This is a genomic window from Pandoraea thiooxydans (assembly GCF_001931675.1).
Classification (GTDB): Bacteria; Pseudomonadota; Gammaproteobacteria; order Burkholderiales; family Burkholderiaceae; genus Pandoraea; species Pandoraea thiooxydans.
Map to the genome: position 1 here is coordinate 499099 of NZ_CP014839.1, position 20638 is coordinate 519736.

The following is a 20638-nucleotide window of genomic DNA, read 5'->3' on the forward strand; positions in this document are numbered from 1 at the left end:
CCATCGGACGGGGATCAATGAAAGCTTATCGACAGCCTCAGCGCTGGAGTCGGCGTTATCTGGACATCAAGCCGAGTAGGTGCGAATAATGGCCCGCATACTGCCCGACGGATGGCAATCCCTTCACTTGGCCGGTGGCCTGCAACGCGAAGTCGAAACACTCCACGAGCTCGAGACTGCGCTTTCCGATGCGTACACTGTCTACCACTCTGTCCATTGGACTCGTCTCAAGAACGACTCTTCGGTATTCGGAGAACTGGATTTCGTCGTGGTGGCTCCTTCGGGCCGGGTACTTGTCATCGAGCAGAAATCCGGTGTGCTTCAAGAAACAGCGGAAGGTTTGGCCAAAGTGTATGCCGGTGGCACAAAGAGCGTCTCGATCCAGCTTGCCCGCTCGGTGTCGGCGCTGCAACATCGGCTCGCCATGGTATTCGGTCCCCACGGGTACCGCGTCGAGGAACTGCTGTATTGCCCCGATTACAACGTCAGCCGTCCGGACATCGCCGGCGTGAACGCGTCTCGCATCGTCGATGCATCCCGTCGGGACACCCTGGCCGAGACGATCACCCGAATCCTGCCGCTCGAAGAGGATAAGTTTCCTTGCCATGACAGAATCCATGATTTTCTGGCCGATACTTTGTCCTTGGCGCCCGATGCAGGGGCGATAGCGGGAACCGCATCAAAGCTGGTGACGAGAGTCTCGGGCGGGCTGGCGACCTGGGCGCGCAGTATCCATTTCCATCCTTTTCGTCTCCGAGTAGTCGGCACCGCCGGCTCAGGGAAAACGCAGCTGGCTATCAGTGTGCTGCGAGATGCATCGGAGGCGGGTCGGCGGGCCCTTTACGTCTGTTTCAATCGACCGCTAGCCGACCATGTTCGCGCGATCGCTCCCGACGATGTATCGGCCGTGACTTTCCACCAATTATGCGCGGCTGTGTTGTCAAACGGCGGCGTCGAGGTGGATTTTCGGCAGCATGACGCGTTCGAGAGGCTTGAGCACGCGTTTTCTGACGGACAGATCCCCGAGTCATTTCGCTTCGACGTGATTGTGGTAGATGAAGGTCAAGACTTCCTACCGGAGTGGTTTGACTCACTTGAGCGCCTGCTTTTGCCTGACGGCGCGTGGTGGTGGCTTGAAGATCCGATGCAGAATCTGTATCAACGCCCTCATGTTGATCGGTCAGGCTGGGTCGAGCTACGGGCGATGTCGAACTATCGCAGTCCTCGAGACATCGTCCGCTTCGTTCAGCGTTTGGCTGATGCAGCGTTGCCCGTCGAAGCGGCTGGGCTATTTGACGGAACCGAGGTTGGTTTGCTGTCCTACCCAGAGGGGGGCGTCGGCGCGGCGACCAGGCAGGCCCTGGCGGATGCCGCGGCGCTTGGTTTTCGGCAGTCTGATATTGCGCTACTAACATATCAGGGGAGAGACAAATCCTGGTTGACAAACCTTGATCGCTTGGGACCCTATCGACTGCGCAGTTTCACGGGGCAATATGACCTGGCCGGTGCGCCGATTTACCGCGAAGGCAATCTGCTGGTCGACTCAGTATTTCGGTTCAAGGGGCAATGTGCCCCATGCGTCATCTTGACCGAGGTGGATTTTGCCGAATTCGACGAAAATGTATTTCGGCGAATATTCGTGGGTGCGACGCGGGCCACGATGAAACTCATTATCGTGGCCTCCGAGCGGTCGGCGGCGAAGCTGCTGATGCGGCTCTGATGAGACGTTCGATGTGTGGTCCGGTCAAGGACTTCGTTAGCACCGGATGCGACACATTTTGACGCAACAGTGAGGACAATCATCTCCATAGATCGAGGAGATGATCGCATGAGAAAACGCCGTGCTCGAGTTGAGCATCCGAACGCACCGGACGCTGTATCCCCAATGATGAAAATTTGGTTGCTGCGCATGTTGGTTCCGTTGGGAGCGCAGAGCCGCGTGATCAGAGGAGAGTGCCTGCGCGTTGGTGGGTTGGTCGAAATTTTCGGACTGAACCATAAACACGATGATGATCCGTTCGCTTTGGACGAGCGAGTTGTCACAGCGCAATTGAGTAAGCTATATCGCGAGATGGATACCCAATCCGCGGGGTTCGAGCCGAACACTTGCCTGTCCCGGAACGTGGCGCGATTGTCCGAACTTGTCGGTCTGACGAAAACCGATTGCCGGATCCTTGAGTTCGGAGTAATGCTCAAGACAGAACCGGTGATGGACGATACCGCCGATCTGCTTGGCCAGTTAACGACGATTCGGTTGTTCCGCACGTTATCGATCATTCTCGATATCGCCGAGGCGGAGGTTCGTCGCGCGCTGGATCCGCATGGTTCATTGGCGCAGTCTGGGTTGATGGCGATATCTTCGTGCGGTGCGGCAACGCTCGGCTCAAAGATTGACCTATTGTCCGAGACATTCGCGGATCGTATCGTGTCAACTGACAGTGATCCAGTGCACCTATTGCGTGACGCAGTCGTGCCAGCCGCATCAGCGCAGTTGTCTTTGGAGGATTACGCACATGTCGAGGATTGGCTGCAGATTCTTTGTCCATATTTGAGTCAGTCAGTCGCCGTCAGCAAGCGCGGCGTCAATATTTTCATTTACGGTGCCCCCGGCACGGGCAAGAGCGAGTTGGCCAGAACTCTGGCAGCTCACTTGAAGTGCGAGTTGTTCGAGATTGCGAGTGAGGACGCTGATGGCGATCCAGTTGACGGAGCTCAGCGGTTGCGCGCCTTTCGCGCGGCACAAAGCTTCATTTCGCAGCGTCGGGCATTGATCGTCTTCGACGAAGTCGAGGATGTGTTCGATGACGCGGATGATCCATGGGGACGCAAGAGCACGGCTCAGGTACACAAGGCGTGGATCAACCGAATGCTTGAGAACAACCGAGTGCCTGCGCTGTGGCTGTCGAACTCCGTGCGTTGTCTCGATAATGCATTCATTCGTCGATTTGACATGGTCATCGAGCTGCCCGTGCCGCCAAGGAAACAGCGGACCAAGATCATCGGGGCAACAGCCGGTGGTGTCCTGGATGAACCGACTATCCAACGTTTTTCCGAGTCCGATAGTTTATCGCCTGCGTTGGTGACCCAGGCGGCCTCAGTCGTTCTATCTTTTCAGGGGCGACCCGACGCATGCGATCCCGCTGCAGCTTTGGAGCGTATTGTCAACAGTACCTTGCTAGCCCAGGGGTACAAGCCGATTCCGGAGCGCGGACGTGAGGCACTGTCGCCAAGCTATGACCCCTCCGTGGTGTGCGCCAATAGCGACTTGAATGCGGTCGCCAGCGGTCTGAAGGTGACGCGCGCGGGGCGTCTGTGCCTGTATGGCCCGCCTGGAACAGGCAAGACGGCATTTGGCCATTGGCTCGCGCGGCAACTCGGCATGCCGCTGATCGTCAAGAGGGCGTCGGATTTGCTTTCAATGTGGGTGGGCGGGAGCGAGAAAAATCTTGCAATGGCATTTCGCCAAGCGCACGAGGATAGCGCTTTACTGCTCATCGACGAGGTGGATGGCTTTCTGCAGGATCGACGAGGCGCGAGCCGGGGTTGGGAGATTACAGCGGTCAACGAGATGTTGACGCAGATGGAAAATTTTCCGGGGATATTTGTCGCCTCGACCAATCTGATTGATGGCTTTGATCCGGCCGCCCTGAGACGCTTTGATCTGAAAATTGAATTTGATTATCTATTGCCGGAGCAGGCGTGGGCGCTGCTTTGTCGGCAAATCGAGGTACTTGGGCTTGAGGCGCCGACGCCAGAATTAAAATTTCGCATTAGCCGACTTGGCATGTTGGCGCCGGGGGATTATGCGGCAGTTGCAAGGCGTCACCGATTTTATCCGTTCGAGAGAGCAGATGACTTCGTCAGAGCGCTGGAAGAGGAATGCGCGCTCAAGGGCCACCGCCGACAGGCAATTGGTTTCATTTAACAGAGGGCGAGGCAGGTCTTCTTCGATCGAGGGAACATATGCGATCTTTTTCCAAGTCGCGGTTGATAGCCTATCGTCAGTGCGAAAAGCGCCTTTGGCTTGAGTTTCATCGTCCAGATTTGCGTGAGCACTCGGTTGATACCCAGGCGAAACTTAGGACGGGGCACCGTGTTGGAGAGATTGCGCAGCGCCTCTATGACCCACGCGGACGGGGGGTATTCATCGATCTCGCTCGCGACGGATACGGGGCGGCATTTGCGCAGACGGCGGAGCTTTTGGAGCTGGCCAGGCCGGTATTTGAAGCTGGTTTCTCGGCCGGCGGAGCATATGCGTTTGCAGACGTCATGCTGCCGACGCGATCGAGAGGGCAGAAGGCTTGGCGTATGGTCGAGGTTAAGTCGTCAACCACCGTCAAGGAGTATCACCGCGACGACGTTGCGGTACAGGCGTTCGCGGCCCGCCGGGCAGGCGTCCCGCTGGTGGCAGTAGCGCTTGCTTACATTGACAGCGCGTGGGTCTATCCTGGAGGGGAGGACTACCGCGGACTATTGATCGAGCAGGACATGACCAGCGACGCTTTTTCGCGTGAAAGCGAGGTCAGGCAATGGATCCGCGCGGCCAGGGAGATTGTCGCAAAGGTAGAAGAACCGGGGATCAGGATGGGAAATCATTGCAACAATCCTTACCCCTGTGGATTCACCGCCTATTGCAAGAGTCTGGGGCCACAAACTGAGTATCCCGTGAGTTGGTTACCTGGCAGAAGGAAGGCCGCCCTAGATCAACTTACCGCAGACGAAAGCGTAATCGACATGCGTGAGATACCGGATGAGCTTTTGACTCAACGCCAATGCCGGGTTAAGCAACATACTTTGTCGGGAGAGATATTTTTCGACTCGGCTGGTGCGGCCCAGGCGCTTTCAGGTCATAAACTGCCGGCGTACTTTCTCGACTTCGAAACAATCCAGTTCGCCGTGCCCATCTGGAAAGGCACCAGGCCGTATCAGCAGATACCGTTTCAGTTCAGCGTGCATCGCCTAGGGCGATCAGGGAAGCTTGAGCGTCGGGGATTTCTCGACGTGTCGGGCAATGATCCGTCCAAGGCTTTTGCTGAGCATTTGATTGTGGCGTGCGGGGAGCGAGGGCCGGTTTTCGTCTATAACGCTGCCTTCGAAAATTCTCGTATTCAAGAGTTGGCAGAGCGATATCCGAGGCTCAGGCCACGCCTGCTCGCTATCAAGGCGCGGGTAGTCGATTTGTTGCCCGTGGCCCAGACCCATTTCTATCATCCGCAGCAACAAGGCAGCTGGAGCATCAAAAAAGTACTGCCGGCCGTCGCGCCCGAGTTGCGATACGACGCTTTGGGCGGCGTGCAGGATGGTGGCATGGCGATGGAAGCATATCTTGAAGCCATTGCCAGCGGAACCGCCATCGCTCGCAAAAAGCAGATCCAGGAACAGCTCACCGATTATTGCGGACTCGATACTTACGCAATGGTCAGGCTATGGCAGTTTTTCGTTGGTCGGCATGAGTTAAAGCTCTCAGGAAAATGAAAAAGCGCCCAGATACATTAGAGACGGTCCAGCTCGCTCTTGAATTGTTGCGTCGCATTCCCAGGAATCGGAAAGTTTCTGCAGCGGAGTTGCACGAGCAATTGATCAGCGCCGGGTTTGACCGGGAATTGCGAACCATTCAGCGGCAATTGGAGATGCTTAGCGAGCATTTCGATATTGAACGGGACGACACCAGCAAGCCGTTCGGCTATCGATGGAAGGCGTGCTCGCAGGGGCTTACCTTACCCGGCTTGAGTGAGCAGGAATCGCTTTTGCTGACACTGGCGGAGCAACATCTGCGCAATCTCCTGCCGGCCAATCTGATGAAATCGATGGATGGATTTTTTCGACAGGCGCGAACCAACCTTGGTCCACTCGCCAATGGCCGGAGAGACAGGGAGTGGCTATCGAAGGTACGGGTCGTTAGCATGACGCAACCGCTTTTGCCACCGAAAATCCGGCCGGGCGTATTCGAGGCCGTCAGTAACGCCTTGTATGCGGATAGCTGGCTTGAACTGGAATATGAAAACGCGGCGGATTGGCGCACCAAGGCACGAGTCATGCCACTCGGGCTTGCTCAGCAGGAGTCAAGAATTTATCTGGTGTGTCGGTACGATGGTTATGACAATGAGCGCAACCTGGCGCTTCACCGGATAGTTTCGGCACGGGCCACAAACCTGCAGTTTGAGAGACCCAAGGATTTCGATCTCCGAAAATACGACGCCGATGGCAAGTTTGGCTTCGGGGAGGGCAAGCGCATCCGATTAAGCTTCCGCATTCAGAAGGAGGCTGGCCGGCACTTACTGGAGTCGCGCCTCTCTGAGGACCAGCAGGTAGTGGTTTGCGATGGTGAATTTGAGATAGTCGCGACGGTTGTTGATACGGCACAGCTGGAATGGTGGATCCGTGGGTTTGGTGAAGCCGTCCATTCAGTCAAGAAAGAACCAGTTGATTGACGGACTCCGCATGAAGCGGAGCGCAAGACGATCTGCCTTGGTTAAGTGAGTGGCGACAAATACTTGCAGTCGCTTTGGGGATGGATTCGATCGAGACGAAAAATGTCTCTGTCGTAGTGCATGATGCATGCACTGTGAGCGTGGGCAAGAAAGCAAATGGCGGCGTTCAGAAATTTGTCGTACGGGCACTACCAGCAAAGCGTGGGGAATTGCAGCCGCGCTTCGGCTCAATGGCGCCTGATGGCATTTAGCCGAGCGGGGGCAGTTTTGATAACGACAGGATTTGATCCATGAAGTCCTTGGGGTTGACGTCGAGCATGCGCAGGTAGTCCGTCAGTTCGATCAGATCGAGACGCCGAACCCCACTCTCGACTTTTGACACGAACGCCTGCGGCCGGCCAAGCCGATCGGCAAGGTCTTGCTGAAGAAGGCCGCGCTGCTTGCGCAGATCGGCGAGCAGCGCGGCAATTCGTTGGTAACGAGGATCATGGATGGGATGGGGCATGGAGACATTCTAAATCGGTATACCGAATATACTAAATGCGTATATGGTATTATCGGGGGCTCTGAATGAAGGACGAAGTAATTTGGGTAATTGCCGCCGTGGGCGTGGCCTCAGGCATCTTGGTTGACATGAGCAGGCTGAAGATCCATCGGATCGTCGTACCTCAACTGTGCTGGGTATTAGCCAGTTTCTGTGTCGGCCCGGCAGCGGCTGCCATCTACATGCTTGCACGCAGGCGCATGCGCCGCAGACTCATTGACTTGGTGCGCGAGTTGATCGGAGACGAAGCCCAACCGACGCATGTGCGCCGAGCGCGTTTGGTCGAATTGCATCGCAACGGTCTGGTGGGCGACCCGATATTTCTTGCGTGCCTACGCGAGATTGAATCTGGAGGGCCGCCAGACGGCTAAGAGCGTACGTGCATCAGCAAACTGCTCTGAGATCGCTGATTCCGCTCCTGCGGCGGGCGGCGTGCCATTCACACACGAGGCAGGCTCGCGGTAGCCGGCAACAGAATAACTTGACGCTTCGGGGAACATGAAAACATTTCATCGCCCGCTCTTTTGGGCCGTCGTTGGGGTTCCCAACATAATTTCCGCCCTGTATTTCTGCTTTATTGCGTCTGCGGTATACGTATCGACGGCATCGCTCATTGTTTATAAGCCTGGCCAGTCTGCGCAGAGTTTGTCGTCGATGCTCTCGGGTGCCGGTGGCGGAAACTCGGCCGAGGGCGCATACATCGTCAAAGATTATATTGGCTCATGGGACGAATACCGAAATGTAGCCAGAGCCATTAACTTGCCGTTGCAGTACGGGCAAGGTGATGTTGTCAGTCGTTTTGGCGGGTTGAAAACATTTTTTAGAAAAAGCGACATCACTCTATGGCATTACTACCAAAGCCATGTGAACGTCGCGATAGACCAAAATAGCGGAATCATCTCGTTATCGGTGGAAGGCTACTCGCCCACCATTGCGACAGCCATCGCCGAGCAGGTCTTGCAGGATTCCATTCGCCATATCGACAGCATGAATCGGCAGCAGGAAGCCGATTACATGAAGAATGCGCTTGAGCGGCGCACGTCGGTAGAGGAAAAGCTGAAGTTCGATGAGGCTGCACTCGCTGCCTACCGTATTGCCACTGGTATTCATGACCCATCGAAGCTTTACGCCTCGAATCTGGTGCTTCTGAATGCGCTTAGCGAACAAAAGACGCGCGACGCCGCGCAGCTCGATGCGATTGCTCGTGCCACACCCAATAACCCGGTTGTACAAAATTTGCGCGCTGCGATTGGCGCGGTACAAGCGAAGATAAAAAGCACCGAATTTGCCGGGAGGGCACTCTCCAGGGGGGCCGCGAGGTATGAAGAACTGACGGTTGCGCGGGACAACGATATCGCCTTGCTGCATGAAGTTGAGGCGGCTGTCGAACAAGCCCAATTGAATGCAACCAAGAACAAATACTATCTGAACATCATCAGTGCACCGTCTCGTCCTCATGCTCCCGAGTTACCTCGACGTCTTGAATGGATGATGGGTGTGCTGTTAGGCACTCTGGTACTTTGGGGGCTCCTCCGATGAGAATATTTTCTCGAGTTGTCCACATCGGACTCATGATCGCAATTCCGGCGCTGTCTGCTTGCGGCATGCTCCCCTCTGCCGGACCGTCAGGCTCGTCAGTGCGCTCGGCGCATGACGTCGACGTCATGGATGTAACGCCCCGGCTCGCACGGGAAAGAGCAGATTTAGAGGCCCATGTTCAACGAGATGCATTACTGCGGGCGCTTGCAAAGCTGACCCGTCAATCCGGACAGAGCGCATTTACTTTTCATCCAGGAGACACGCTAAAGCTAGCGGTGTGGACCATCTCGCCGTGGCCGGGCACAGGCTCCCGGCAAGGCGCGTCAACTGTTCCGTCCCCGATCGAATTCGGCGACTACACGGTATCCGAAAAAGGACGAATCAACCTGCCTTATGCGGGGGCGACGCAGATAAGCGGGATGACGCTTGCTGAGGCGCAGGTGACTATAGCCCGCCGTTTCTCTTCGCTCGGCATACTGCAAAGTCCCTCTGCAAAAATAACAGTGACATCGTCACCGCATAACGGCGTTCTTGTTACCGGAGCCATCGGTGCACCGCAAATCGTCCCATGGACGCCGGCTGGGTTGACACTCGCCTCCGCGCTAACGCAGTCTCTTGGCAATGGTGCAAATCTCGTCAGCTCGACGATAGGACACGACACCACCAGCTTGGCGACACAGGTATCGGTGCTTCGCGACGACACGTCCGTTACGTTGCCGCTTGACGTGGCGCTGGCCCGCCGAATCGCGTTGGTGCCGGGAGACCGAATCCTGGTTAAGCGTGCTCCGATCGTTCGTGTGACGGTGGTGGGCGGGGGAATTCGAAAGAACGGGCAGTTTGATTTTGCGCACGTGCCGACGTTAGCCGAAGTTTTGGCGTCAGCGTCTGGGCTGAGCGCAAATCTGGCCGACGACCACGCAGTGTTTGTGCTTGAAGCGAGGCCGGCGGGGCGGCGCCCGGTACTGTACAGCTTCGCCTGGAACAACCTCCAGGGACTGGCGGCATCACATGACTTCCCCATCAAAGACGGCGACATGATTTATGTGGCGGAGGCGCCGATCGTGCCTGTTGAGCGGGCTGTGAGTATTCTGTTCCAGCTTGCGGTGCCAGTTCAGGCAGCCAAATGACATGACGTTCAATGCTTACATTGACGGTCTGGGCCTATCTGCCGAGGATGCCGATCACCTCCGAGCGTCATTCCAAACGTGGGATGACCTTCACGCGTGGCTTGAGGAAAACCAGCACTCAGCGATCCAGCCAAAGCCCGAGCGTATCTCGGTGGCGACGCCCAGCCTGAACATTTCTTGGAAAGACAACATATGGCGCCGCTTTCGCCGCTCGCATGAACCCAGTAGATCAATTCGGCAACCGGCAGGCTGGGAAAAAATAGTCGAATATCGGCGCAAGGTAACCCTGGCCCTGACGCTCGTTACGACAGTTGCGATTTTATTGCTGTCGGATTATTCGCTGCGTGCGCAACAAATGCCAGAGATAACGATCAAAATTTATCTCGCGATATATGGGGTTATGACATGGTTTCTGGCTGCCAATTTCTTCAAATTGATTCTTGGCACATGGCATACGCTTCGCGGGCCACGAAACAACCCATGGCATCCGTCGAAAACGGCACGTGAGCCTCGTCCTGAAACGAAAGTGGCCATTATCTTTCCCGTCTACCACGAGGATGTCGCGCGAGTTGCTGCTGGTATGGCCGCAACGTGGGAATCCATCGAAACCGGCTTCTCCGAGTATTGTCATCACTTCGACACTTTTCTTTTATCGGACAGCCGCAAACTCGAATACAACATTGCCGAACAGAGCGCGGTACACAGACTGAGAGAGCAATTTCCGAAAGGGCGGTTTTTCTTTCGTCGCCGCCCCGTCAACTTGAACGCCAAACTCGGCAACGTGACTGACTTCTGTCGCCGGTGGGGAAGGAAGTACGAGTACATGCTCGTTATGGATGCAGACAGCATCATGGACGGACATACGATCGTGGAATTGCTCCGCATGATGGAAGGAAATGAGCGACTGGGCATCTTGCAGACCAACCCCAAGCCTGTGCTGCGCCGTAGCCTTTTTGGCCGAATGCAGCAATTTGCCGCGCGACTTTACGGCGCCGTTTTTTCATACAGTTTGCAAGCCATGTTCATGGGGAACGCGTCATACATCGGCCACAACGCGATGATACGGATGCAGCCGTTCATCAAGCATTGCATCCTCCCGGAGTTGCCTGGGAAAGCCCCCTGGGGCGGCAAACCGCTGAGCCATGACATCGTCGAGTCCGCCATGATGGCTCGCGCCGGTTACGAAGTCTGGTTTCTTCCAGAGCTGGAAGGTAGCTACGAAGAAATCCCCGCCAATCTCTTGGGGTTTCTCATCCGAGAGCGGCGTTGGATGCAGGGCAACATGCAACACCTACGGTTTCTTTTTCTCGACGGTTTGCGCTCTGTTCATCGAGAAACCTTTCTTAATGGCTCGATGGGATATCTGGCTGCCCCGTTATGGGCGATGTTTCTGATCGTGTCCGCATACGGCATGGTTCATTTCTTGAGCAAAGGGGCCCTTTTCATCGGGTCGATCAGGATTCTTGAAATGCCGATGGCGATGCTCCTCGTTTCATCGCTTGTGTTCCTGTTCATGCCCAGAATTCTGGCATTCGCTGTGCATGTCAGCGGCGATCGTGCCAGAGAATTCGGAGGGAAAGATAAGCTCGCGTTGTCGTTGCTTCTCGAAACGATTTTTTCCTTCTTCTTTTCGCCGATCATGATGATCTACGTCACCCGCTTCGTATGGCTTTGGCTCAAACGGCGTGGCATCTCCTGGGGAACCCAACAGCGGGATGACGAACCGCTACCATGGTCTGAGTGCTTCCGTCACTTTGGCTGGATCAGTGTGGCCGGGGTCGCTTGTTGGGCATTGCTGGTGTACGCAGTACATGGCATATCGACGGGCAGGGCTTTGGTCATTGAGGCGCTGTCGAACAAATGGGTTTCTCCCGACGATATCTTGTACTGGTTCTTTCCCATATTGGCCGGCTTCACAGGAAGCGTCTTGATTGCGCGCTTGACCAGTCTCTCCGTCGGGCTGGACTGGTCACTCAGACTGTTCTGCATCCCTGAAGAAATATGCGTACCTCAGGTCATCGACTGCACGATGCAGTGGGAGACGAAACTCCGTAGAACTCTACCAAACGTGGAGAATCCGGAGGCGGTCATCGACTACGCGGTCAAAGACATCGGCTTTTACGTCAAACATCGCCCAGAAACACGAGTGCGACCTCATATAGCCAGTCGTCTTCTGCCCATGATTAACAGCGGTATGCAGTTGAGCGGAAGAAACATGCTTCTTGCTTTGAGCGAACGCACCTGCTTCGATGCTCTTCACATACGCGCCGTTCATGGCGACGCCCTGGCGAGAAAGAGCAACCCACAAGAAGTAATGTCGTGACATTTCAAAGTGTGCGGCGTTCATTTTTGTCGTTGCTCTCACAAGACCAAACGATATGGCGATATTTCGCTCGCAGCGTTGTCATCAGAGTCCTGCGATTGCTGCCCAGTGGAAAGCCATCTTGCCACCAGCATCTGAGGTATTCCATGAGGAACTGCCAGCGGCTTCCTGGTCATGTGCTGCAGGCTGTACCTCGCAACGATCGAATAAGCGCCATGTTGATCTCCATCAGGAAAATATCATGCTTAAAGTAACTAAAGCTGTCTTCCCCGTGGCCGGACTGGGGACTCGATTTTTGCCGGCAACGAAAGCGAGTCCGAAAGAAATGTTACCCGTCGTTGATAAGCCACTTATTCAGTACGCGGTCGAGGAGGCTGTCGCCGCCGGAATAACAGAGATGATTTTTGTAACCGGCCGCAGCAAGCGCGCGATTGAAGATCATTTCGACAAGTCTTATGAAATTGAAACTGAGCTGGAAGCGCGGGGTAAGGAAAAGCTTTTGGATTTGGTCAGGAGCATCAAGCCGCGAAACGTCGACTGCTTTTACGTGCGACAGCCCGAGGCGCTTGGTCTGGGACATGCCGTGTTATGCGCGGAGAAGCTCATCGGCGATCATCCGTTTGCGGTCATTCTCGCGGACGACTTGTTGGACGGAGATCAGCCTGTTATGAAGCAACTAATAGAGGTGTTTAACCATTACCACAGCTCTGTCATCGGCGTGGAGGAGATCCCGCTGTCGGAATCCAAATCATACGGTGTCGTTGCGGGACGCGAATGGGGGGAGTCGATCGTAAAAATGTCGGCCATTATCGAAAAGCCGTCGCCTGAATTTGCGCCATCAAATCTTGGAGTCGTAGGGCGCTACGTGCTAAAGCCACGTATATTCAAACACCTTCGCGAGCTCACGCCCGGGGCGGCTGGTGAGCTGCAGCTGACTGATGGGATTCAATCTTTGCTTTCCGAGGAGCAGGTTTTGGCATACAGGTATGCGGGAACCAGATACGATTGTGGCAGTAAGCTCGGTTACTTGAAAGCGACGATTGAGTTTGCGCTCCGACACCCCGAGGTTCGGGAGGATTTTGCTCAGTATCTTGTCGGGCGCATGCCCCTCGCGATTGAATAGTTGACGAAGATCGCCGTCGTTGCGCCGACCTCGTCTTCCGCTGGCTCTCGCTTACAACATTGATGTTGGCACGTGTAAGCTGAGCTGTTCCCGCGTAACAGTGTTTGCGTGCGACGTGGCGGGAGTTGCGATGTTCCGCGGTGACGCGAGCCGCCGTTCTGCCAAGGTCCGGGTTAATGCCTTGTCAGGCCGGCTTGTCTGGATCCGGCTCAACCTGCATGTGAAGTCTGGCCTGTGCGATATCCATGGGCATGCCGAGCTTGATCAAACTGGCATCACCCTTGTACGAGTCAAACCGCCCCGTTGTTTGGTCGAAGAGATCGAGCGGTCTGCCTGGGAGCTTGCGAAATACTGCGCCGTCGACGACATAGTAAATCAAAGCTGTACGCCAAGAGTCGGCTTCCATCTCTTCAGCAATCTCGGCAAATGGCTTTCCATGCATTTGCTCGATGGTTCGTTTTACCGGGTCCGGCGTGACGGCAATCAAATATTGCGCCGAAGTCGGGCTGTATGACTGTCCGTCGTAATCGTCATACAGGTCGGGGCGTTCGTTAGGCGGTGGCATCAGCATGGTGTCATCCTCTTCATCGCGAATCAACGGATGCAACTGGCCTGCTACGTCAAGCGCCGCTCTTCGTCACCAGGGATGCCCAATATAGGTTCAATCAATGACGCTACAAGCTCAAATCCACGAAGGGCTCCGAGCCATCGCTCTGGAATGTCAGCAAGACCGAACCGAATGCCGGCGAGGCCACCGGCGACTGCCGCTGTCGTATCGGTGTCATGGCCGAGTAGTATAGCGTTACGAATGACTTCCTCGAAGGAGGGTGCTTCGAGAGCCATCTTGGCCGACCAGATCGTATCGAGAACATACCCGGTGCCTCGGGGTCGATCTGTTTGAGGAAAACGTCGCAGCACATCGAGTTCAGCGAGGAATTGCCGGCCATTGCCGTGGTCAGGCAGTGCTTCGTATATCGCTTGCAGTCTTTGGTCGGCCCATGCCCAAGGGTCAGTGACCCGCTTCAAATAGCCTCGCGCAACGAGACAATAAAATGCGCATGCGACCAGCGAGCGGGGGTGGCCGTGGGTAGGTTTCGATTGCTGGTGGGCGTCGCGAACCAAATTTTCGTCGCTCTCTGTATGCCACAAGGCGAGCGGAAGCACGCGCATCAGTGACCCATTACCGTTATCCATCTCGGACTTACCGCCAGATTCATGCGGCTGTGCGCCGTCATTGAGATTTTGTAGTGCGTCCTCCGTTTGAATACCGACGTCAAATACCTGGCCATCGACGGCCATATATCCGTCGTTCAGCCACGACTGCAGCTTGCTGGCAAAATCCATCAACGAGAATCTACCCCGTTCGGTCAGGCTAGCCAGCAGGCACAACGCCTGTGCGCCGTCGTCAGACCATGTGCCGGTCGGCACTCCCGCATGCGCTCGACGAAACCCGACCGGCGGCGTCATATCTATCTTCTTGCGCGCAGGAAGGTGCTCGGGCTCATGAAATTCGTAACAGACGCCGACGGCGTCCCCGATCAGCAATCCGACCAAGCCGCCCAGGGCTGCATGATGTTTATGGGTTCTTGCCAGTTCGATAAAGTCCTTCGCTCTTGTCAAATTGATTCTCCTTGTTGGTTTTCCGATTCGAGCGTGATCACGCCATTACCCCGATCGCTGGCCGAGACGCTCGGCCAGACCTGGACGTAGGATCCGCTTAGACAGCCGACTCCCATGGCAGCTTCAGATCACTGCGCCCAAAATGTCCATATGCCGCCGTCGGGTAGTAGATCGGACGCTGTAGATTCAGTGTCTCGATAATCCCCTGGGGGCGCAGATCGAACTCGCGAGCGAGTTGCGCGGTAATGTTTCGACCGCTTTCGCTCTCCGTTCCATACGTCTCCACAACAAAGCTGACGGGCTCGGCAACGCCGATCGCATAAGCAAGTTGGACCAGTGCGCGTTTGGCCCAGCCCCGTGCCACGATCTGCCGGGCCAGGAAACGTGCCATGTACGCCGCAGAGCGGTCGACTTTTGAGGGATCTTTCCCGGAAAACGCGCCGCCGCCATGCGGTGCCGAGCCGCCGTAGGTGTCCACAATGATTTTGCGGCCCGTCAGTCCTGCGTCGCCTTTTGGCCCGCCTGTCACGAACCGCCCAGTCGGATTGATCAGCGTGCGCAGCGATTCCGCGCGCAGTTCTTCGGGAATGACCGGCTCAATGACGTGCGTTTGTACCGCGTCGCGCAATTCATCAAGACCGATGCCGTCGTCGTGCTGAGTTGATAAGACGACGACCTCGATGCACGTCGGACGTCCGTCGACATAACGGAACGTGACCTGAGATTTTGCGTCTGGCTGTAGCCATGGCAGCAGCCCACTTTTTCGGAGCTCGGACTGACGGCGAACGAGCCGATGTGCGAACACGATGGGCGCGGGCATGAGCTCAGGCGTCTCATCGGTGGCGTAACCGAACATCAGCCCCTGATCGCCTGCGCCCAGCACGCCGTCAGCACGATCGACGCCCTGGCTGATGTCTTGCGACTGTCCGTTGAAGCGGATCTGAATTTCACACTGCTCAGGCGAGATGCCGGTTTGCGCGTCGCGGTACCCTGTGTCGCGCAGTACGCTGCGTACAAGAGAGTCCGCCGATTCGCGCACCGCATGAAAATCCTCGATTCGCCTCGTCTTGAACTCGCCGGCGACGATCACGCACTGATCGGCCAATAGCGTTTCGCATGCGACCCTCGCTTGAGGGTCCTTGGCGAGAAAAGCATCCAGAATACGATCGGAAATTCGGTCGGCCAATTTGTCGGGATGGCCTTCGGAGACCGATTCTGAAGAAAAAAGTCCATTTTGAATTGTCACTATTTACTCCTGTTTAGCCACATTCGACGAGCTGTCGGGGGCGGCAAGCTGGCTCAAATTCCCCCGGTCGTTTCCCCATGGGCGGTAGACCAACCGCATAGCAGGTGTTGCGTATGGATCAGCGCAAAAGGATCAGCTGCGGCACGGCATCGACCTCACAGAAAATGATCGCGTTCTGCTCATGCTCCTCCCCTAACGCTTTCGCCTCGTCGAGCGTGATACCGAGCACGAGAAAACTCGCCTCGGCGGGCCAACCATTGGATGGATGTTTGCCACTGCCTTCGATGACACTGAAATTGCGTTCATCGAGCTCCCGCCTCAACGCTTGCATACGTGCGGCGTTGCTCTCATCGCCAAGATTCTGGCTGAATGGATTGCAGGCGGTGATGAATGCACTGCTCGAAACCTGAGAGGCTTTGTGCAGGTCTGAAAGCGTCGGGTTGCGTTGACCAACTTGCAGTGTCATCGGCCTGTCGCCATACACCAAGTAATGCGTCTCCCGGTATGCCCGGCTGACTTCGTCTGGAATATTTGAATTTGAAAACAAAAAACCCTCCGTTCAAGGAGGGCCGACGCGCTTGCCCGCTTGTTTGCTCCTACAGGAGCCACATCCGCTTTCGCGATCCACCTTGCCCGGGTAGGCAGGTTGGCTTGGGCGCCGGCCCAATTCAAAATGTGCTGCTATTTAAGCATGTCGATTTAATTTATGTCAAATAATATTCGACAGCGAACTTCATTGGACAGATGCGGCCTTTATATCGTCCAGGTGTCGCTGCTTCACGCCCAAGTCGTTCCATGCTGACGGATGACATGTAAAGACAAGAATCTGGTGGCGCGACGCTGCGTCAATCAGAGCGCGCTTGACGGCGTCTCGTCGATTGTCGTCGGTATGCACCAGGGCATCGTCAAATAGCAGTAGAGTCGGCCGTCCAGCATCTCTCAGCAGATCGGCATACGCCAGCCGCGCGAGCATCCCCAGTTGCTCCTGCGTTCCGTAGCTGAGTGACTCCAGGTCCTCGGATTGCAGGTCTCGCTGCAACGCTGCTGGCGTCAGGTTTTCATCTACCGATAACTCAGCCGCGGGGAAGAGCCGCTTCAGGTAATGGCCAATGCGGTTGGTCAGTGGCGCGCGTAGCGCCGCGACCGTCCGGTCTCGCTCGTCAACGAGAATGGATTCCAGCAGACTCAGTGCTTGCACGCGTCGGCGCAATTCGGAGTCTCGCCGCTTCGCCTGTTCAATGGCTGCGACGGTCTGTGCCAACCTCTCGCCGATGCCGGTCCCACCGAGCGTTTCAAGGTGAACTCTCAAATGATTGATCTTTTTGTCGCGCTCGTGCTGCTCTTCCTGTAGCAGCAATGCCGAGCGGGAGAAACGCTCTGCCTCATCGCGCGGTGTGTCCAGTTTCGCTAATTCGAGTTGCTGTGAAAGCGTTTCCAGTTTTTTAGCGAATTCTTGCATTTGCGCAGCCTTCTCGACCAAGCTGCTCCGACGCTGGGAGCGCTGAGCGATGAAGTCAGGAGCTGACAGGCGCGCCTCGTTGGCAGCCAGCCGCTCACGGACATTGCGTGCGTTTGCGGCTGTCCCCGCCTGGTCTGCTGACGCAACCAACAGCGCGGCCTGCGCTGCTTCCAGACGCAAGTGCGCTTCATCAAAGTCGCGCTTGGCTTTGGCCGGCGGGAGTGCATCGGTGATGTCCGGCAGCCCTGCCATGCGTGCTCGCGCTGAGGTGAGACTCCCCTGAGCCTGCCCGTGTTCATTGCGCAGAGCGTCCAACCCATGGGGTGCATGCATCTCCAGAATTTTTGCGTGGGTGTCTCTCTCGGCTATCAGTTCCTTCCATCGCGCCAACCGTGCAGTAGCCTCGGCCAGAGTGGGTACCCCGAGCTCAAGCAACAATTTGCCATGCTCGACCTCCAGAGCTCGTAACTCCGCGACGATTGCCGAAACGTCCGTAATGCCCGGGACAATAGTCAACTCGCCAAGATCTGGAAGGCTGATGGTCTTTTGGCCATCGAGCAGAATAGCGCCGCTGCCACTGACCGGCGCTCCGTCTACAGAAATTTCATCGGTCAGCCGATATTCGATACGTGTGAGCGCCGCATCCCGTTTGGCTTGCAGAGGGACGATTTTCTCGGCGATTGTCTGCAGACGTTTGAACTTCTTCGAATCAATTTCAATGAGGGCGGCTTGTCGTGTCAGTTCTTGCGTATCTTCGCTGGCCTTGGCCGCACTCTTGAGTGCCTGATCGAGCCGGGTGATATTTTTTTGGTAGTTATCAATTTGCTCCCTGAGTTCGGCCGCAGCGATGGCGGCGTTCGCGGTCTCCAGGGCTCGTCCTGCGGCGTCGCTGGCTGCTCGAGCGCTCGCTGCTGCCACGCCGGCGGCCTGTAGTGTCTCGGTTGCGCGTGTGGCGGCCAAATCAGCTGCCGATAGGGCTGCGCGATCCTTTTCAATGGCATTTTCCAGATCAGCGGCATGCCTCTCTTGTTGCAGCAATCCATCGTGTTCGGCGGCGGCCAATGCATGCTTTTGTTGCGTCGTCTGATATTCCCGATCGAGCTCGTCAAGTGCATCAGCCCGTTTGACGGCAGCAGCTGCCTTGGCCTGCAGTTCTTCCCAGGGACGCGTTTTCTGTATTGCATTGAACTCTGCCTGCAAGCGACTCAGACGATTAATGTCCTCGTCAAATTGATGTTGCTGTGCTTCAAGGTCACCGAGCGCCTTGGTCAGCTCACTCAGCTCCAACTCTATGTCTGCCAGGGCACCTGTAGGCCGTCGCGTTTTCTCTGTGACGAGCTTGAATAATTCATGCTGCACGGCATGGATTAAAACGTCCTCATCGCCCGAGACTGCGCTGCCTGCGAGCTTCGCAAGTGCATCACGTATATAGCTGGCTGCGTGACTCCCTGTGTCGCGCACATCGCCCGTATGTCCTTGTCGAACCCAAAGCAGCCCCGGAATGCCGGCCAGCTCCGGTCGGCTTGCGCCTCGTTCGGCGCGCGAAAAGCCCAGCAGCTCGGCCAGTTTCTCTTCAGCCTGGTCTTCGCCAAAGACTTGGGTACCGACGCGTAATTCGCATCGCTGCTTACGGACGAACTGCTTCTTGAGCGTGTGTGTGACACCGTCGATGGCGAAACTGACTTCTACGGTTGGTTGTGCGTCAGGCACTGACAGCGGAACAATATGGCCTAGGCCGGACACTTTGTAGCGTTCGAGAAAGACTGTGCGCACGGCCTCGGCGATCGTACTTTTGCCAGCTTCATTAGGGCCGCAGATGAGATTCAGTCCGGGTTCCAGCTTGTCGATGATGAGCGGATCCACGAGTTTGCGGAAATTCCGTATAGCGATACGCTCGAGAATCATGCTTGCCCCGTTTCACGTTGGAGTTGTGCGAGCAATAACAGCGCTTCAGACGCCGCAGCCGCTTGAGAGTCATCGTCCTGTAGGTCGCGCAAGCGCTTCACTACGTTGGCGAGATAGCCGCTACGGGCACCCAGTGCAGCAAGGTCATCCTCAGTGGGGAGTACCTTGATGGCAGTGGTGTCTGCGCGCAACGCTCGGACACGGGCACGTGTTTCTTCGATAAGCGTGCCTATGGCTTCTGCATCGGCAAGTGTCGCGGCGCCGCGTATGATGATGCGCAGCACATCGCGATCGCCAAAAGCCTGCAGCGTGGATCGCAGTGTATCGACGTCGCTCGACACGGTGATCTCTTCATCCACCGAATGCCAGCGATACTTGCCAACATAGTGTGCATTGACTGACGGCAATGCCCCCGGATGTGTCACGTCGACATCAAGGATATAACCAGGGGCATTGCCCCGAAATCGGTCCTGCTCTGGCGTACCGGAATACCGGATTCGCTCGTTGACCTGGTATTCACCATGCCAGTCACCCAGCGCCAGATAGTCAAGCCGCGCGGTCTCGGCGCGTGTTTGTGCGATGGGATTTGCCGAATCGATACCTTCCTGAAGTAGGCCGGAGACACTGCCGTGCGCCACGCCGATTCTCAGATATCCGTCCGGCGTTTGCACGTGATCGAAAAATTCCGTCGTATCCTCATACGTATTACGCTGGGTGAGCGGCGCACACAGCAGCGCGGCCCTCAGTTCGTCGAGCAGCACGACCCCGGGCTGAAGCAGCAACCGCACGTTTTGGGGCACGCAGCCAATTCGCTGCGCGCGTGTCCAGATACTCTCCGCAAGCGCCGCATCGTGATTCCCCGGTAGTAGAAACCAAAGTCCTGCATAGCTGGCGAGCGCGGCAAACAGTCGCCGTATAACCGTGTCGGACACGGTTTGTTGATCAAACACGTCGCCAGCGACAAGAACTGCGTCAACATCACGCTCATTTGCCAAATTTGCGATGTTGCGCACCGTTTCCAGTCGCGCTTCTGTAAGATGCGCAGCCTCTTCGGCCGTGAACTGACCGAATTGGGTGCCAATTTGCCAGTCCGCCGTGTGAATAAACCTCATAGTTCCTGTTCTCACCTCTGGGTGATTCTCATATCCGGGTCACTGCAATGGATTTTCGGTGATTTCCCGGGTAAGCACCGCAAGCCGGGCAATTGTGTAACTGCTGAGCACGCTCCGCGTTCGGTCTGCCGGGTGCTGCCGAAATTGTGGGCAGAATGCCACGTTTTTTGGGCTATCGCGTACAAGCAGCAACCACCAGAAAAACCATA

At 56.2% G+C, this 20638-nt stretch carries 16 protein-coding genes and 1 riboswitch; of the genes, 9 read left to right on the top strand and 7 right to left on the bottom strand.

Annotated features, from left to right (window positions below; all coding sequences use genetic code 11):
* The first annotated feature begins 88 nt into the window (after positions 1-88).
* The 4 genes from PATSB16_RS02315 (at position 89) to PATSB16_RS02330 (ending at position 6431) form a co-directional block, all read left to right on the top strand.
* Complete coding sequence (locus PATSB16_RS02315) at positions 89-1720, top strand: ATP-binding domain-containing protein (RefSeq protein WP_047212448.1); 1632 nt, start codon at positions 89-91, stop codon at positions 1718-1720.
* Between the two features lie 108 nt (positions 1721-1828).
* On the top strand, positions 1829-3925 hold the full coding sequence (locus PATSB16_RS02320) for an AAA family ATPase (RefSeq protein WP_047212449.1): 2097 nt from the start codon (positions 1829-1831) through the stop codon (positions 3923-3925).
* Positions 3926-3963: 38 nt separating this feature from the next.
* Positions 3964-5475, top strand: coding sequence for a DUF2779 domain-containing protein (locus PATSB16_RS02325; RefSeq protein WP_047212450.1), 1512 nt, complete (start codon positions 3964-3966; stop codon positions 5473-5475).
* Positions 5472-6431 (top strand): helix-turn-helix transcriptional regulator, encoded by a 960-nt coding sequence (locus PATSB16_RS02330; RefSeq protein ID WP_047212451.1) that lies wholly within the window; start codon positions 5472-5474, stop codon positions 6429-6431. Before PATSB16_RS02325 ends, PATSB16_RS02330 begins: the two co-directional genes overlap by 4 nt.
* Before the next feature lie 247 nt (positions 6432-6678).
* Here the strand turns inward: PATSB16_RS02330 and PATSB16_RS02335 are convergent, their stop codons facing one another.
* Positions 6679-6936 (bottom strand): helix-turn-helix domain-containing protein, encoded by a 258-nt coding sequence (locus PATSB16_RS02335; RefSeq protein WP_047212452.1) that lies wholly within the window; start codon positions 6934-6936, stop codon positions 6679-6681.
* Between the two features lie 65 nt (positions 6937-7001).
* Between PATSB16_RS02335 and PATSB16_RS02340 the strand changes: the two genes are divergently transcribed.
* The 5 genes from PATSB16_RS02340 to galU all read left to right on the top strand — a co-directional run bounded on the left by PATSB16_RS02340 (position 7002) and on the right by galU (position 13087).
* Positions 7002-7346, top strand: coding sequence for a hypothetical protein (locus PATSB16_RS02340; protein WP_047212453.1), 345 nt, complete (start codon positions 7002-7004; stop codon positions 7344-7346).
* Positions 7347-7473: 127 nt separating this feature from the next.
* A complete protein-coding gene (locus PATSB16_RS02345) occupies positions 7474-8514 on the top strand; it encodes a KpsE/RkpR family capsule polysaccharide export protein (RefSeq protein WP_047212454.1) in 1041 nt (346 codons plus the stop codon).
* Between the two features lie 32 nt (positions 8515-8546).
* Positions 8547-9641 carry a polysaccharide biosynthesis/export family protein gene (locus PATSB16_RS02350; RefSeq protein WP_237170281.1) on the top strand — a complete coding sequence of 365 codons (1095 nt, stop codon included), beginning with the start codon at positions 8547-8549 and terminating at the stop codon, positions 9639-9641.
* Position 9642: 1 nt separating this feature from the next.
* Positions 9643-11964, top strand: a complete 2322-nt coding sequence (mdoH, locus tag PATSB16_RS02355; RefSeq protein ID WP_047212456.1) for a glucans biosynthesis glucosyltransferase MdoH — start codon at positions 9643-9645, stop codon at positions 11962-11964.
* A 241-nt stretch (positions 11965-12205) separates the two neighbouring features.
* Positions 12206-13087, top strand: a complete 882-nt coding sequence (gene galU / locus PATSB16_RS02360; RefSeq protein ID WP_047212457.1) for a UTP--glucose-1-phosphate uridylyltransferase GalU — start codon at positions 12206-12208, stop codon at positions 13085-13087.
* A 184-nt stretch (positions 13088-13271) separates the two neighbouring features.
* Here the strand turns inward: galU and PATSB16_RS02365 are convergent, their stop codons facing one another.
* The 6 genes from PATSB16_RS02365 to PATSB16_RS02390 form a co-directional block, all read right to left on the bottom strand.
* Positions 13272-13694 (bottom strand): hypothetical protein, encoded by a 423-nt coding sequence (locus tag PATSB16_RS02365; protein ID WP_047212458.1) that lies wholly within the window; start codon positions 13692-13694, stop codon positions 13272-13274.
* An 8-nt stretch (positions 13695-13702) separates the two neighbouring features.
* Positions 13703-14707: an ADP-ribosylglycohydrolase family protein gene (locus tag PATSB16_RS02370; RefSeq protein WP_083566646.1), complete on the bottom strand. Its 1005-nt coding sequence runs from the start codon at positions 14705-14707 to the stop codon at positions 13703-13705.
* A gap of 97 nt (positions 14708-14804) precedes the next feature.
* Complete coding sequence (gene metK, locus PATSB16_RS02375) at positions 14805-15947, bottom strand: methionine adenosyltransferase (RefSeq protein WP_047216200.1); 1143 nt, start codon at positions 15945-15947, stop codon at positions 14805-14807.
* Between the two features lie 124 nt (positions 15948-16071).
* Positions 16072-16419 (bottom strand): DUF3293 domain-containing protein, encoded by a 348-nt coding sequence (locus PATSB16_RS02380; RefSeq protein WP_206093664.1) that lies wholly within the window; start codon positions 16417-16419, stop codon positions 16072-16074.
* 110 nt (positions 16420-16529) lie between these two features.
* A riboswitch (SAM-I-IV-variant riboswitch) is annotated at positions 16530-16635 on the bottom strand.
* A 51-nt stretch (positions 16636-16686) separates the two neighbouring features.
* Positions 16687-19317, bottom strand: coding sequence for an AAA family ATPase (locus PATSB16_RS02385; RefSeq protein ID WP_047212460.1), 2631 nt, complete (start codon positions 19315-19317; stop codon positions 16687-16689).
* Positions 19314-20429 (bottom strand): metallophosphoesterase family protein, encoded by a 1116-nt coding sequence (locus tag PATSB16_RS02390; RefSeq protein ID WP_047212461.1) that lies wholly within the window; start codon positions 20427-20429, stop codon positions 19314-19316. Before PATSB16_RS02390 ends, PATSB16_RS02385 begins: the two co-directional genes overlap by 4 nt.
* Positions 20430-20638: the final 209 nt, after the last annotated feature.